Annotated in this window: 13 protein-coding genes; 5 read left to right on the forward strand and 8 right to left on the reverse strand. The window is 66.0% G+C overall.

Annotated features, from left to right (window positions below; translation table 11 throughout):
* Positions 1 to 44 precede the first annotated feature (44 nt).
* Complete coding sequence (locus tag CRO07_RS14170; protein ID WP_141400073.1) at positions 45 to 365, reverse strand: hypothetical protein; 321 nt, start codon at positions 363 to 365, stop codon at positions 45 to 47.
* A 196-nt stretch (positions 366 to 561) separates the two neighbouring features.
* On the opposite strand from CRO07_RS14170, the gene rpe reads away from it, so the two are divergent.
* A complete protein-coding gene (gene rpe / locus CRO07_RS14175; protein WP_097031329.1) occupies positions 562 to 1,272 on the forward strand; it encodes a ribulose-phosphate 3-epimerase in 711 nt (236 codons plus the stop codon).
* Positions 1,273 to 1,337: 65 nt separating this feature from the next.
* On the opposite strand, the gene CRO07_RS14180 is transcribed toward rpe, so the two are convergent.
* The 3 genes from CRO07_RS14180 to rpsB form a co-directional block, all read right to left on the reverse strand.
* Complete coding sequence (locus CRO07_RS14180) at positions 1,338 to 2,522, reverse strand: NAD(P)/FAD-dependent oxidoreductase (protein ID WP_097031330.1); 1,185 nt, start codon at positions 2,520 to 2,522, stop codon at positions 1,338 to 1,340.
* A gap of 232 nt (positions 2,523 to 2,754) precedes the next feature.
* Positions 2,755 to 3,651 carry a translation elongation factor Ts gene (gene tsf, locus CRO07_RS14185; protein ID WP_097031331.1) on the reverse strand — a complete coding sequence of 299 codons (897 nt, stop codon included), beginning with the start codon at positions 3,649 to 3,651 and terminating at the stop codon, positions 2,755 to 2,757.
* Between the two features lie 80 nt (positions 3,652 to 3,731).
* Positions 3,732 to 4,493 (reverse strand): 30S ribosomal protein S2, encoded by a 762-nt coding sequence (gene rpsB / locus CRO07_RS14190; RefSeq protein ID WP_097031332.1) that lies wholly within the window; start codon positions 4,491 to 4,493, stop codon positions 3,732 to 3,734.
* A 311-nt stretch (positions 4,494 to 4,804) separates the two neighbouring features.
* Here rpsB and CRO07_RS14195 point away from each other — a divergent pair, with 311 nt between their 5' ends.
* Positions 4,805 to 5,719: a pseudouridine-5'-phosphate glycosidase gene (locus tag CRO07_RS14195; protein ID WP_097031390.1), complete on the forward strand. Its 915-nt coding sequence runs from the start codon at positions 4,805 to 4,807 to the stop codon at positions 5,717 to 5,719.
* A 90-nt stretch (positions 5,720 to 5,809) separates the two neighbouring features.
* Positions 5,810 to 6,538 carry a DUF502 domain-containing protein gene (locus CRO07_RS14200; protein WP_097031391.1) on the forward strand — a complete coding sequence of 243 codons (729 nt, stop codon included), beginning with the start codon at positions 5,810 to 5,812 and terminating at the stop codon, positions 6,536 to 6,538.
* Positions 6,539 to 6,558: 20 nt separating this feature from the next.
* Here CRO07_RS14200 and CRO07_RS14205 read toward each other — a convergent pair whose 3' ends face one another.
* A complete protein-coding gene (locus CRO07_RS14205) occupies positions 6,559 to 7,332 on the reverse strand; it encodes a 3-hydroxybutyrate dehydrogenase (protein ID WP_097031333.1) in 774 nt (257 codons plus the stop codon).
* A gap of 304 nt (positions 7,333 to 7,636) precedes the next feature.
* Here CRO07_RS14205 and CRO07_RS14210 point away from each other — a divergent pair, with 304 nt between their 5' ends.
* Both CRO07_RS14210 and CRO07_RS14215 read left to right on the forward strand, forming a co-directional pair.
* A complete protein-coding gene (locus CRO07_RS14210; RefSeq protein ID WP_097031334.1) occupies positions 7,637 to 9,451 on the forward strand; it encodes an extracellular solute-binding protein in 1,815 nt (604 codons plus the stop codon).
* 20 nt (positions 9,452 to 9,471) lie between these two features.
* Positions 9,472 to 9,603, forward strand: coding sequence for an entericidin (locus CRO07_RS14215; RefSeq protein ID WP_097031335.1), 132 nt, complete (start codon positions 9,472 to 9,474; stop codon positions 9,601 to 9,603).
* A gap of 131 nt (positions 9,604 to 9,734) precedes the next feature.
* Here CRO07_RS14215 and CRO07_RS14220 read toward each other — a convergent pair whose 3' ends face one another.
* Genes CRO07_RS14220 through CRO07_RS14230 form a run of 3 tightly spaced genes read right to left on the reverse strand, consistent with a single transcriptional unit; the run spans position 9,735 to position 14,797 of the window.
* Positions 9,735 to 13,004 carry an efflux RND transporter permease subunit gene (locus CRO07_RS14220; protein WP_097031336.1) on the reverse strand — a complete coding sequence of 1,090 codons (3,270 nt, stop codon included), beginning with the start codon at positions 13,002 to 13,004 and terminating at the stop codon, positions 9,735 to 9,737.
* An 11-nt stretch (positions 13,005 to 13,015) separates the two neighbouring features.
* Complete coding sequence (locus CRO07_RS14225) at positions 13,016 to 14,182, reverse strand: efflux RND transporter periplasmic adaptor subunit (RefSeq protein ID WP_097031337.1); 1,167 nt, start codon at positions 14,180 to 14,182, stop codon at positions 13,016 to 13,018.
* 3 nt (positions 14,183 to 14,185) lie between these two features.
* Complete coding sequence (locus tag CRO07_RS14230; protein WP_097031392.1) at positions 14,186 to 14,797, reverse strand: TetR/AcrR family transcriptional regulator; 612 nt, start codon at positions 14,795 to 14,797, stop codon at positions 14,186 to 14,188.
* Between the last annotated feature and the right edge of the window lie 112 nt (positions 14,798 to 14,909).

The following is a 14,909-nucleotide window of genomic DNA, read 5'->3' on the forward strand; positions in this document are numbered from 1 at the left end:
TCTCCCGACGCGTCAGGCCGCTGCTCAGCGCAAGCCGCACCGCTTCACGCCGAAACTCCGGCGTCGGTCTGTTCCCGTTCCCCATAGAACACCTCGACATTGAGATAAGCGCCGGCCTCCATGCGCGCATTCAGGTCGATGTGCTCGCGGTGCGCCCAAAGCCCGAGATGGACGAGGTCCGCAGCCTCGGCCGCCATGGTGTCCGCCGAAATGGAGCGCGACCATCGCGACAGCGCCAGGGCGGTCGGATAGTAGGCCGGAGCACCAGCCTCGTCGACGACCGTTGCGAAGCGCTCGCCGTCGCCAAGAACGAACCGCTGGACGCGATGAAAATACCGCTCTGTGGCAACTGGAACGTAAGGCAATCGACACACCTCTGCACGGAAGGGCATGGAATCCCAGAGCCCTTTGCATTTAAAGAACAATCTCCGTCAAACTACCGGTGACTGCGGCATGTGTCGCATAATCAGTATTATGTAATTTAATCCATGAGACTTAAGACCGCCTTGATGCCGCTTCGGTCCTTGGGCTAATCCAAATTCAACCCAAGGAGCACGAACCATGACCTTCGACCGCCGCATCAAGATCGCCCCGTCGATCCTTTCCGCCGATTTCGCCAATTTCGGCGCCGAATGCCGCGCCATCGAGGCCCAGGGCTGCGACTGGGTCCATGTCGATGTGATGGACGGACATTTCGTGCCGAACCTGACCTTCGGCCCCGCGACCTGCGCCGCGATCCGGCCGCATATCAAGGGCGTGATGGATGTCCATCTGATGATCGCCCCGGTCGATCCCTATATCGAAGCCTTTGCCGCCGCCGGCGCCGATGTCATCACCGCCCATCTCGAAGCCGGCCCCCATGTCCATCGCACGCTTCAGGCGATCCGCGGAACCGGCCGCAAGGCTGGCCTTGCGCTGAACCCCGGCACGCCGATCGGCGCGGTTGAACATCTGCTGGATCTGCTGGATCTGGTCTGCGTGATGACCGTGAACCCCGGCTTCGGCGGGCAGAAATTCATTGAAAGCCAAGTGGACAAGGTCCGCGCGCTGCGGGCGATGATCGGCGACCGCCCGATCCATATCGAGATCGACGGCGGCGTGACGCCCGAGACCGCGCCCTTGGTCGTGGCGGCGGGCGCCGACGTGCTGGTGGCGGGCTCGGCCGTGTTCAAGGGTGGCTCGGTGGACAATCCCGCGCCCTACGGCGCGAATATCCGCGCGATCCGCACCGCGGCCGAGGCCGCGCTTGCCCACCAGTTCGCCGCGAAATAAGTCTGGATGCATCGACGAAACCCCTTTTACAACAAGGGGTTTCGCCAGCATCCTGATAAACGGGATCAGACCACCGCGCGTTCGCGGAACGGCTGCCCCCTCAAGACGCGCGTGACAGAAAGATCTGACAGATCAAGGCTTTGCCAGCCGCCGCTCAACAGATGCTCGGCAATCCCGCGCCCGACCGCAGGCGCCTGTTGCAGCCCATGGCCGGAAAACCCGTTCATCAGAAACAGGTTGGGCATGTCAGGATGCGGCCCGAGAATCGCGTTCTGATCCAACGTGTTATAGGCGTAATGCCCCACCCAGTGGCGCACGACCTTGACCGCGTCAAAGCCCGGGGCACGGGCGTAAAGCTGTTCCCAGATCACGTCTTCGAACAGGTGAAGATCGGGCTCGAAGTCATTGGGATCACAGGGGCCATCGGTCTCGGGAACGGTCGCGGTGATCCAGTGGCTGCCACGTTCGGGGCGCAGGTAGAAGCCTCGGTCCACCAGCAGCGGCGCATCGGGGTGGCGGGCATTCGGCGCATCGATCACGAACACCGTGCGCTTGCGCGGCTCGACCGGCAACGGCAGGCCCGCCATGGCCATGATCTCGGCCGCGCGGGTGCCGGCGGCATTGATCGCCGCCCCACAGGCAATCCTCTCGCCCGAGGCCAGTTGCACCGCGCGCACCCTGCCCGCTTCGACCGCCAGTCCGGTCACCGTATCGCGCAGAAATTCGGCCCCCTGCGCCTTCGCTGCGGCACGCAAGCCATTGAGAAGGCCCATATTATCAAACCACCCCTCGTCGCGCGGCCCGAATGAGCCCGCCACGAGATCCGAGGTCTCAAGCCACGGAAACCGCTGTTTCAAGGCCGCCGGCGACAGGATTTCCGTTGCGGCCCCCAAGGCGCGCTGCATCTGCGCAACTTCAGACAGGATCGCGGCGCCGTCTTCGCTGCCGGTCAGGAACAGATAGCCGTTTTCGGTGAATCCCAAAGAGCCGATCCCGACATCCAGCCCAAGGCTGGCGCGGAAATCGCGGATGAAGCCGATGCCAAAGCGCGAGATGGCGACATTGACCGGCGTGGTGAACTGCATCCGGATCGAAGCCACCGACAGCGCCGTGGACGCCCGCGCAAAGCTGGTGTCGCGTTCGACCACCACGACACGCAGGCCGGGCTGCATCCGGGTCAGCCAGAAGGCGGCCGACGCCCCCATGACCGCCCCGCCGATCACCACCACATCCGCCGTCCGCCCACCCATGCGCCCTGCCCCCGCTGTTTTGCGAAATGCTAGATCAGGCGTGCGACACCTGCCAGATGCGGCGCGAAAAATGCCAGCAACACGGGATGGTTGACCCGAACCATGCCTGCGGACCGGGCACCGCGCGGGGCAAATGGCGCAACCCTGTCAACGATGCCCCGATCGCGCCCTTGCGGAAAAGAAAACGGCGCGTCCCCGAAAGGTCGCGCCGTTGCAAAGGATGTCGGACGGATCAGCCCGCGAGGGTCTTGGCGACCTCGGCCGCGAAATCCTCTTTCTCTTTCTCGATGCCTTCGCCCACGGCCATGCGGATGAAGCCCGTGATCTCGACGCCGGCCTGTTTCGCGGCTTCGGCCACGGTCAGGTCGGGGTTGATGACGAACTTCTGGCCAAGCAGAGTGTTCTCTTCAAGGAACTTCTTCATCCGGCCGGGGATGATGTTGTTCTCGATCACCGCATCGGGCTTCGGCTTGGCCGAGGCGGCGTTCTCTTCCAGCGCCTTCTGGGTCTGGACGGTGCGCTCGCGTTCGACCACGGCGGGGTCAAGATCGGCTTCCGACAGGGCCATCGGCGCGGTCGCGGCGATATGCATGGCGATCTGCTTGGCGATGCCGTTGTCGGTGCCTTTCACGGCAACCAGAACGCCGATCTTGCCCAGACCGTCGGTGGCCGCGTTGTGGACATAGGCCGCAACCGAATCGCCCGAGATCTTGGCCATCCGGCGCAGGGTCATGTTTTCGCCGATCACGGCGATCGTCTCTTGCAGCGTGGTTTCGACCGACTTGCCGGCCAGATCGGCGGCCTTCAGCGCGTCCACGTCATCGACCGACAGCGCGACCTTGGTGAAGGACATCACCATGCTCTGGAAATCGGCGTTCTTGGCCACGAAGTCGGTTTCCGAGTTCACCTCGACCGCGACGCCGACGCCACCTTCGACGCAGACGCCCACAAGGCCCTCGGCCGCGGTGCGGCCGGCCTTCTTGGCGGCTTTCGCCAGACCCTTGGTGCGCAGCCAGTCAACGGCGGCGTCCATGTTGCCATCGGTTTCGGTCAGCGCCTTCTTGGCGTCCATCATGCCTGCGCCGGTGGATTCGCGCAGTTCCTTCACCATCTGGGCGGTGATTGCCATTGCGGCTCTCCTCACTGAATTGCCAAAGCCCGGGCGGGGGAGTTACCCCCGTCCGGTAACGGGATTGCGACGGGCGCCGTTCAGGCGCCGAGGGTTTCTTCCTCGGGGGCCACGTCCAGCGCGCCGAGGTCGATGCCGGCCGCACCCATCTGGGCGCTCATGCCGTCCAGCGCCGCACGCGAGACGAGGTCGCAATAAAGCGCGATCGCACGGGCGGCGTCGTCGTTGCCCGGGATCACATAGTCCACGCCCTTCGGCGAGCAGTTGGTGTCGACCACAGCCACCACCGGAATGCCCAGCTTCTGCGCTTCGAGGATGGCGAGGTCTTCCTTGCCCACGTCGATGATGAAGATCAGGTCCGGGGTGCCGCCCATTTCACGGATGCCGCCCAGCGAAGCCTGAAGCTTCTGCTGTTCGCGTTCCATGTTCAGACGTTCTTTCTTGGTCAGGCCTTCGGCGCCATGGGCGAGCAGTTCGTCCAGATTCTTCAGGCGCTGGATCGACTGCGAGACGGTCTTCCAGTTGGTCAGCGTGCCGCCCAGCCAGCGGTGGTTCATGTAGTGCTGGGCGCATTTCTCGGCGGCGTCCGCGATCGGCTTCTGGGCCTGACGCTTGGTGCCGACGAACAGGATGCGGCCGCCTTTGGCCACGGTGTCGCGCACGACCTTCAGCGCCTGGTCCAGCATCGGGACGGTCTGGGTCAGGTCGACGATGTGGATGCCGTTGCGGTCACCGTAGATGAACTCTGCCATCTTCGGGTTCCAGCGAGCGGTCTGGTGGCCGTAGTGAACGCCAGCTTCAAGCAGCTGACGCATGGAAAACTCGGGGAGCGCCATGTCCATGTCCTTTCCGGTTTGCGCCTCGGCGAAGCCGCTCAGGGTATGCACCCCAACCGGAGGACCGTCGGGGATGTCTCTCCCGAAGGCCCAAGGCTTCGCCTGTGAAGTGCGCCGCCTTTATAGCCCCGCCGAACGGATTGCAAGGGCCTCGCGGCTGTCGGCGGGATTCGGTTCAAATGCCAGCCATCGCTTGCCCTGCGCCGGCCAAGGCGTCATCTAGCATCATGGGCCTGCCCGACACTTTCGCGGTGGCGGCTTGTCCATGTCAGCCGCGGCCCGCGCCGCCGATGTCTCAGGAAAGCCGGAAGAAGACCATGACCACCGCCCCCCTCGCCCTGCATCCCGAAGTGGCCGACGCGCTGGCCGAAGGCCGGCCTGTGGTCGCGCTTGAATCCACCATCATCACCCATGGGATGCCCTATCCGCAAAACGTGAGCACCGCCCGCGCGGTCGAGGCGGCGGTGCGTTCTGAAGGGGCGGTGCCCGCCACCATCGCGGTGATGGGCGGCCAGATCCGGGTCGGGCTTGAGGATGGCGAACTGGAACGGCTGGCGCGCGCCGAAGAGGTGATGAAACTGTCGCGCGCGGATCTGGCTGTGTGCCTTGCCAGCGGAGCCATCGGCTCGACCACGGTCGCGGCCACCATGATCGCGGCGCGGCTGGCCGGCATCGCGACCTTTGCCACCGGGGGCATTGGCGGCGTGCATCGCGGCGCCGAACAAAGTTTCGACATCTCGGCCGACCTTCAGGAACTGGCACAGACCGCCGTCACCGTGGTTTCCGCCGGCGCCAAGGCGATCCTTGACCTTCCCAAGACCTTCGAGGTGCTGGAAACGCTGGGCGTGCCAGTGATCGCGGTCGGTCAGGACGAGATCCCGGCCTTCTGGTCGCGCCGTTCGGGGCTGAAGGCGCCGCTGCGTCTGGATACCCCCGAAGAGATCGCGGCCGCCCATCTGATGCGGGCGCGGCTGGGCCTGCCGGGGGGGCAACTGGTGGTGAACCCGATCCCGGCCGAGGCGCAGATCCCCGCCGACGAGGTCGAAGCCATCGTCACCCGCGCCATCCAGACCGCCGAGGCGCAGGGCGTGGCAGCGAAATCCGTGACGCCGTTTCTTCTGGACCTGATCTTCGATCTGACCGAGGGCCGATCGCTTCAGGCCAACAGCGCACTGGTGCTGTCAAATGCGCGCCTTGCCGCAAGGATCGCCGCGGCCATCGCAAAACGGTGACATTTTCGTGGAAGGACGCGGGCATGGCTGGCGTTCCGCCGCAGGGCGCGGCAATGCTTGGCCATCCTTGCAACGCCCGGGCCCCACGACATGACTGACATCCCGCCTCCTCACCACCGACGCCGCGGCCACCTGTTCGCGGGCTTGCGCGCCTCGTTCCTGACCGGGCTTGTGGTGATCCTGCCCATCGGCCTGACGATCTGGCTGATCTGGTCCGTGGTGGGCTGGATCGACGGCTGGGTGCTGCCCCTTGTGCCCGCGCCCTATCAGCCGGATTCGGTGCTGCGCCACTATTTGGGCGAGGACACGATCTGGAACGTCCGCGGCCTTGGTGTGGTGCTGTTTCTGGCCTTCACCATTCTGGTGGGCTGGATCGCCAAGGGGATGATCGGCCGTTCGCTGATCCGCATCGGCGAGCGGGTGGTGGACCGGATGCCGGTCGTGCGCTCGATCTACAACGGGTTGAAGCAGATCGCCGAGACCGTCTTTGCCCAAAGCGAGACCAACTTTGAAAAGGTCTGCATGATCCAGTATCCGCGGCCGGGGATCTGGGCGCTGGGGTTCGTTTCAACCCGCGCCAAGGGCGAGATCGCCGACAAGCTGGGCCCGGACGAGATCCTGTCGGTGTTCCTGCCGACCACGCCCAACCCGACCTCGGGCTTTCTGCTGTATGTTCCGTCGCGTGATGTGATCCTGATGGACATGTCCATCGAGGAAGGCGCGAAACTGATCATCTCGGCGGGTCTGGTCGTCCCGCCGCCGCGGATGCCGGCGGCCGTGGCGGGGGATGCCCCGCCAAAGCCCCATGTCCTGCGCTGACATTGCGCGCGGGCGGTCGGTTACAGCGCGGTCCAGCCACCATCGACGGAAATCGTGGTGCCGGTGATCTGCTCGGCCGCCCCCGAACACAGAAAGACCACCGTGCCGCCGATCTGCGCCGTGGTGGCGAACTGGCGCGAGGGCTGGCGTTGCAGCATCACTTCGCGGATCACGGTTTCGCGATCCATGTCATGCGCCTTCATCTGGTCGGGGATCTGCGCCTCGACCAGCGGCGTCAGGACATAGCCCGGACAGATCGCGTTGCAGGTGATGCCCTTGCCCGCAGTTTCCAGCGCCGTCACCTTGGTAAATCCCACGATGCCGTGCTTGGCCGCGACATAGGCCGATTTGTAGGGGCTGGCGGTCAGCCCATGCGCCGAGGCGATGTTGACGATCCGCCCCCAGCCCTTCGCCCGCATCCCCGGCAGCGCGGCCGCCGTGGTATGGAACGCCGAAGACAGGTTGATCGCGATGATCGCATCCCATTTGGCGATCGGAAACTCCTCGATCGCGGCGACATGCTGGATGCCGGCGTTGTTCACCAGAATGTCGCAGCCGCCGGCGGTCTCGATCAGCGCGCGGCAATCCTCGGCCTTCGACATGTCGGCGGGGATGTAGCGCACGGCCACGCCATGTTCGGCCGCAAGCCGCGCGGCCAACGCATGATCCTCATCGCGGTCGGTGAAAGAGTTGATCACCACATCGGCACCGGCACGGGCCAGTTCCTCGGCGCAGCCGAGCCCGATGCCAGAGTTCGATCCGGTGACGATAGCCCTCTTGCCTTTCAGCGTCATGGTCTTGCCTCTCCTCGTTCCTGCTGCGTCCAAGACCTAGCGTCCCGCGCGCCCGATGGCGAGACGGCACGAAGGCGGCAGGGGTCGGGGGGCGTGTCATTCGCGAAGCGCGAATAAAAAAGACGCCGGCGCTTTGCCGGCGTCAAGTCGTTGAGGCAGGTTTCATACAGGCAAGAAACCTATCGAGCAGTAAGTCACTTATACCGCCATCCTCGACGCTGTCCAAGGTAAAAGTTTGAAATGCTTACCAAGCGCGTCTAAATCAGGCGATCCGATGACCGGCTTCCCAGGAGTTGTTGCCCGAATGATACAGGAAATCCGGTCCCCGCTGCGCCGACTCGGTCTGGCACTGGCGTTGGTCGTGGTGCCGAGTCTGGTCGCAGCCACCCCGCGGCACGGCATAGCTATGTATGGCGAACCGGCGTTGCCACCGGATTTTGTGTTTCTGCCATATGCCAATCCCGATGCGCCCAAGGGCGGCCGGATCGTTCTTGGCGAAACCGGGGGCTTCGATTCGCTTAATCCGTTCATCGTGAAGGGCCGCGCGCCCGCCACACTTGCCCCCCTGACCATCGAGACGCTGATGGGCCGATCGCTGGACGAGCCGTTCAGCCTTTACGGCCTGCTGGCCGAATCGATCGAGACCGATCCGGCGCGGACCTGGGTGGAATTCACCCTGCGCGAAGGGGCACGATTCTCGGACGGTGCGCCGGTCACGGTCGAGGACGTGCTGTGGTCCTTCGAGGTGCTGGGCACAAAGGGGATGCCGCGCTACTGGGTGGCGTGGAAGAAGATCGCCCGCGCCGAAGCGACCGGCCCGCGCACGGTCCGCTTCACCTTCAACACCGAAGACCGCGAACTGCCGCTGATCCTCGGGCTGCGCCCGATCCTGCAAAAGGCCCAGTGGCAGGGCCGCGATTTTGCCGCCTCGGGGGTCGAGGTGCCGGTGGGCTCCGGCCCCTATGTCGTCGACAGCTTCGAGCCCGGCCGCGTCATCCGGTATCGCCGCAATCCCGACTGGTGGGGCAAGGATCTGCCGTTCAACCGCGGCCTGCACAATCTGGACGGGATCGTGGTGGAATATTTCGGCGATGGCGGCGTGGCGTTCGAAGCGTTCAAATCGGGCGCGCTGTCCAGCTTCCGCGAGGGCAACGCCGCGAAATGGGCGGTGAACTACGACTTTCCCGCCGTGCGGTCGGGCGAGGTCGTCCGGTCCGAGATCCCCCATGGCCGCCCCTCGGGGATCGAGGGGCTGGTGATGAACACCCGCCGCCCGGTCTTTGCCGACTGGCGCGTGCGCGAGGCGATGATTCAGGCTTTCAACTTCGAACTGGTGAACCGGACGCTGACCGGCGGAACCGAGCCGCGCATCGTGTCGTATTTCTCGAACTCGGCGCTGGGGATGGTGCCCGGCACCCCCGCCGAAGGGCGCGAGCGCGCCCTGCTGGCCCCCTTTGCGGCCGACCTGCCGCCGGGGGCGCTGGAGGGCTACGCCCTGCCCGTCTCGGACGGGTCCGAGGCCAACCGCAAGGGTCTGCGCGCGGCCACCCGGTTGCTGGCGGAAGCCGGCTGGCAGGCGCAGGACGGCACCTTGCGCAATGCCGCGGGCCAACCCTTCGCCTTCGAGATCCTGTTGCCGCAGGGCGCCGACACCATGCTGTCGGCCGCCACGATCTACCGGCAGGCGCTGGCACGGCTGGGAATTGCGGCGCGCATCACCACGGTTGACCCTGCGCAATACAAGCAGCGGGTGGACGGGCAGGATTTCGACATGACCCATTTCGTCCGCTCGCTGTCGCTGTCGCCCGGCAACGAGCAGGTGCTGTATTGGTCGGCCGAGGGCCGGGACGAGCCGGGGTCACGCAACCTGATGGGGATGGACAGCCCCGCCGCCGAGGCGATCATCCGCCACATGCTGACCGCCACCGACCCTGACGAGTTCCGCGCCAGCGTGCGGGCGCTGGACCGTGTCCTGACCGCGGGGCGCTATGTGATCCCGATCTGGTATTCGGCCGTTTCGCGACTGGCGCATGACCGCCGTCTGCGCTATCCGCAAAAACTGCCGATCTATGGCGACTGGCCGGGGTTCCAGCCGGACGTCTGGTGGTATCAGGACTGAGACAAGAGCGAGCAGGCAGTATGAAAAAGCTGGTGGTTCTGGCGGCCCTCATGGCCGCGCTTCAGGGATGCAACACGGTCGCAGGCGTGGGGCAGGACATCACGGGCGGCGCGAACCGCGTCGGCAACTGGGTGGGCGGATCGGGCTACTGAGGCAGGCGGCCCAAGGCCCCCTTCGCTGGCGATCCACGACGGGATCTCGCGGGCCGCAGGGGGGCCTTGCCCGCGCAGGCTGTCCCTGCGCGCCCGGCATCGCCTGACCGTGGCGCAATGCCCTGCCCGCACTACTGCGCGACAAAGATCCGCGATGGCGGGGCCTTTTCCAGATCGGCGATGCGGGTTTCCAGCGCGGCAATGTCTGCCTCGCGCGCGGACAGCCGTTCGGCCAGCGCCTCGGGGGTCGGCGCGTCGGGCTCTGCCTCGCGGGCGGTGGCGATGCCACGGAAGATCCGCCCCAGAAGCCGCGAAACATCGTCCATGATCAGGAAGAACGACGGCACGATCACAAGGCTGAGGACCGTCGAGACGATGATCCCGCCGATCACCGCCGTGGCCATCGGCGCGCGGAACGGCCCGCCCTCGCCCACCCCCAGCGCCGAGGGCAGCATCCCCGCCGACATCGCGATCGAGGTCATCACGATCGGCCGTGCCCGCTTGTGACCGGCCTCCATGATCGCGGTGAACCGATCCATGCCGCGCGCCCGCATCTCGACCGCGAAATCCACCAGAAGGATCGCGTTCTTGGTGACGATTCCCATCAGCATCAGAATGCCGATCAGCACCGGCATCGAAACCGCGGACCCGGTCAGGATCAGCGCCCCCGCCACCCCGCCGATGGCCAAGGGCAACGAGAACAGGATGGTGAACGGTTGCAGCACCGAGCGGAACAGCAGGATCAGCACCGACAAGACCAGCATCAGCCCAAGGATCATCGCATTGCCGAAACTGGTCATCAGTTCCTGCTGCACCTCGGCGTCGCCGGCCTCTTGGGTGCGGACGCTGGGGGGCAGTTCGACGCTGGCGGTGATTTCCTTGAACCGGGCCGAGGCAAGGCCCAGTGGCACGCCCAAGGGCAGGTTGGCGCCGATGGTGGCCTTGCGCTCGCGGTTCAGCCGGTCGATCACGCTGGGGCCTTCGGCGATCGCAATATCGGCCACCGCCGCCAGCGGCACCTGCCCGCCCGAAGCGGTGGTCACCTTCAGCGCGGCGATCCGGGCCAGATCGGCCCGGGCGATTTCCGCCAGCTGCACCCGGACCGGCACCAGCCGGTTGTCGATCGACAGTTTCGCCAAGGCCGCGTCGATGTCGCCGATGGTCGCCACGCGCACCAGTTCCGCGATCTGGCGGGTGCTGACACCCAGCCGGGCGGCCTCGTCGGCGCGGGGGGTGATCTGCAATTCGGGACGCGGCAGCGCCCCTTCCGACGCGACATCGGCCAAGAGCGGATCGCCGCGCAACGCCGATTCCAGCCGCGCCACCGCAAGGTTCAGATCGGCCTCGTTCGAGGACAGGATCGAAAAACTCAGGTCACGCTGCCCGCGGTCGTTCAGCTTGAAGGCCCGCGCGTCGGGAATGGCGGCCAGCTTGCGGAACACCTCGGCCTCGATCTCGGCCTGCGGACGCACCCGGCCTGCGGGCTCCATCGCGGGCAGCAGGGGGCCCACCAGCGGCAGGCGCTGCGACAGGCTTGCGATACGGTAGATCAACCGGTGATCAAGCTTGTCGAGCAGGATGGTCACGCTGGCGCGGCGGATGTCGCGGTCACCGGCGGGCGAGGCGCCGCCAAGGATGAACACATCCCTTACGCCCTCGACGTTGCGGATCAGCGCAACCATCGCCTGCGTCGTGCGGTCGGTGTCGGCCAGAGACGAGCCCGGCGCCAGTTCCACACTCAGCGGGATGCGGCTGACATCTTCGGCCGGCATGAAACTGCCGGGGATGCGCATCATGAAAAACAACGACACCGCCAGCACGCCGATGGCCGCCAGCAGCGTCAGATAGCGAAAGCGCAGCGTCTGGCGCACCACCGCCAGATAGGCCCGCATCACCCGCCCGTCGTCATGGGATGCCTCATCTGCATCCTTGGACCGCATCAGATAGGCCGCCATCATCGGCGTGATCAGCCGCGCCACCAGCAGCGAGAACAGCACCGAAATGGCCACCGTCAGGCCGAACTGTTCGAAATACTGCCCCGGAATCCCCGGCATGAACGACACCGGCACAAAGACCGCGACAATGGTCAGCGAGGTCGCGATCACCGCCATGCCGATCTCATCCGCCGCGTCGATGGCGGCGCGGTAGGGCGTCTTGCCCATGCGGATGTGGCGGGCGATGTTCTCGATTTCCACGATGGCGTCATCGACAAGGATGCCGGTGGCCAGCGTGATCGCCAGAAAGCTGACAAGGTTCAGCGAAAACCCCAGAAGATCCATCAGCCAGAAGGTCGGCACCGCCGACAGGGGCAGCGCCAGTGCCGCGATGAAGGTCGCGCGCCAGTTCTTCAGGAACGCCAGCACCACCAGCGTGGCCAGCAGCGCGCCTTCCAGCAGCGTATGCAGCGCGGCCTCGTAGTTGCCAAAGGTATAGAAAACCGTGTCATCGACCAGTTCGGTGCGCACCTCGGGATGGTCGGCGGCGATCTCGGCCAGAACCGCGTTCACCGTCTCGAAGACGGAAACCTCGCTGGCACCCTTGGCGCGGTAGACCGCGAAACTGACCACCGGATCGCCATTCAACCGCGAAAACGAGCGCGGTTCTTCATAGCTGTCGACCACCTCGCCCAGATCCGACAGCCGCACATGCCGCCCCGAGGGCAGCGCGATGGAGGTGGTGGCCAGCCGTTCCACGGTCGCGGCATCGCCCAGCGTGCGGATCGCCTGCTCGCCCGTGCCCAGATTGGACCGGCCCGATCCAAGGTTGGCGTTGGTGGCGCGGATCTGCGCGTTCACCTGCGGCGCGGTGATGCCGTAGCTTGCCAGCCGGACCGGATCGAGGTCCACCCGGATCTCGCGTTCGGCGCCGCCATAGCGATCGACCCGGCCGATGCCCGGCTTGCCCTGAAGCGCGCGGGTGATGGTGTCATCGACAAACCACGACAGTTCCTCGATGGTCATGTCGGGCGACGAGACGGCAAACGACATGATCGCCTGCCCCTCGATGTCGATGCGGCTGACGATGGGGGCTTCGATATCGCCGGGCAGGTCGCCGCGGATCTGGTCGATGGCGTCCTTGGTGTCCTGCACCGCCTTGTCGGTCGGCACTTCCATCCGGAACTCGACCACCGTGGTCGAGCGCCCGTCGACCACGGTCGAGGTGACGTTCTTCACCCCGGTGACGCCGGCCACCGCATCCTCGATTTCCTTGGTGACCTGGGTCTCCATTTCGGCGGGGGCGGCGCCGGACTGGCCGACGACAACCGCCACAAGCGGCACGTCAATGTTGGGAAAGCGCGTGATCGGCAGCGTCAGGAACGACTGCCAACCCAGCACCAGAAGCATGAAGAACCCGAGAATCGGGGCAACCGGATTGCGGATCGACCAGGCAGAGAAGTTCATCGCGCGTCCCTTCAGTTGGTCGCGTCGGACGGAACCGGGTTGATCCGGTCGCCGGGCCGCACAAAGGCCGCAGCCTTGGTCACCACCAGATCGCCCGAGAACAGGCCCTCGGTGATTTCGACCATGCCGCCGTCGCGGATGCCGGTCCTGACCGGCGCACGTTCCACCGTGCCGCCCTGACGGACCCGCATCACCGTGGGGCCTTCGGGGCCGGACCCGACCGCCGTCACCGGCACCGCCAGCGTTTCGCGTTCGGCAACCAGGATCTCGGCTTCGGCGAACATGCCGCTGCGCACGTCCTGGGTGCTTTCAATGGCAATGCGGGCGCGACCGAGCCGGGTGGCCGTATCGATTGCGGGTTCGACCAGCCGCACCGTGCCGCGCAGGGGATCGGTGGTGCCCAGCGTGCTGATCACCGCCGGCTGACCGGCGCGCAGGCGGATCAGATCCTGTTCGGCCACGTCCACGAACAGTTCCAGCGCGCCATCGCGCAGCAGGGTGAACATCGGCTCGCCCTGCGCCGAGGCGATGGCCCCCACCTGCGCATTGCGCGCCACGATCTCGCCGGCCACCGGCGCCACGACATTGGTGCGCTGCAACTGCAATTCAACATTGGCCAGTTGCGCTTCGGCCAGTGCCACCTGCGCCCGCGCGGCTTCCAGCGTCTGACGCGCCACCACCACGCGGGCATTGGCCGAGACCGACGCGGCCTGCGCGGTATCGGCCGCGGCCTGCGAGGCGGCGCCCTGCGCCCGCAACTGCGCGGTGCGCCGCGCCACCCTTTGCGCCTCGTCGCCCGAGGCCTGCGCCTCAAGAACCTGCGCCTCGGCCTGCGCGATGGTCGCCCGCGCCGAAGCAAGCGACGCGGTGAACTGGCTTTTCTGCAATTCCAGCGTCGACAGCGACAGCCGTGCCAGCACCTGCCCCTGGGCCACGGCATCGCCCACATCGGCCAGAAGCGCCTCGATCGGCTGGCCTTCGATCAGCGGCTGGACCTGAACCATCTCGACCGCGCCCACCAGCCCCGAGGCGATCACCCGGTCGCGCATCGGCAGCCGCACCACGGTGGACACGGTAATCGCCGGCAGCGCCTGCTGCGGGGCCACCGGCGCCTCTTGCGCGGGCACGGCCATGGGCAGCATCCCCAGCAGCATGACAGACAGAAGAAAACGCGCCATGGCTCAGCCCTTCGCCTTGAAATCCGCGACCTCGTCAAGCGTCGCGTCGATGGTACGCAGCAGCAGCGGTTTCAGATCCGCCGCGCCTGCCCTTTTGTGGGGTGCATCCAGTGCCCAGGCCTTCGCAAGCATCACCACAAAGCCTGCATGACCGGCAAAACGCGCCTGCGCCTCGGCCTCGGCCAGCGCGGTCACGCGCGCGAATATCCGCACCAGAGCGCGGACGATCTGCGCCTCCATCCCGGCGCAGATCTGACCGATCTCGGGGTTGCGGTGGGCCATGGCGGTGATCTCGGCCCAAAGGGGCGAATCCTCCTGACACAGTTGCACGTCGATCCGGTAGCGCAGGATTTCGCGCAGGCGGCCCATCGGATCGGGCGATGAGACCACCAGCGCAAAGTCACGCTCGACGCTGGCCAGATCGCGCATCACGATCGCCTCGACGATGGCGGCCTTCGAGGGGAAATAGCGGTAGAAGTTGCCGACGCTCATGCCCGCAGCCCGGGCAAGATCCTGCATCGAGGCGCCGTCAAAGCCCTTTTCGGCAAAGGTGCCGCGGATCAGGTCAAGGATCTCGTCGCTGCGCTGCACGGGGGCAAGGGCGGGGTCTGACATGGCCATCCTGACGGGGCGAATGAACGTTCATTCGCACATAGCCGACGGGTGGAAAAGATCAAGAGCCCGTGACGGCCCGCGCCTTGCATCGGTCCCCGCCCGGGCGTAGCAC

Origin of the sequence: Cereibacter ovatus, assembly GCF_900207575.1 — a bacterium.
Lineage (GTDB): Bacteria > Pseudomonadota > Alphaproteobacteria > Rhodobacterales > Rhodobacteraceae > Cereibacter_A > Cereibacter_A ovatus.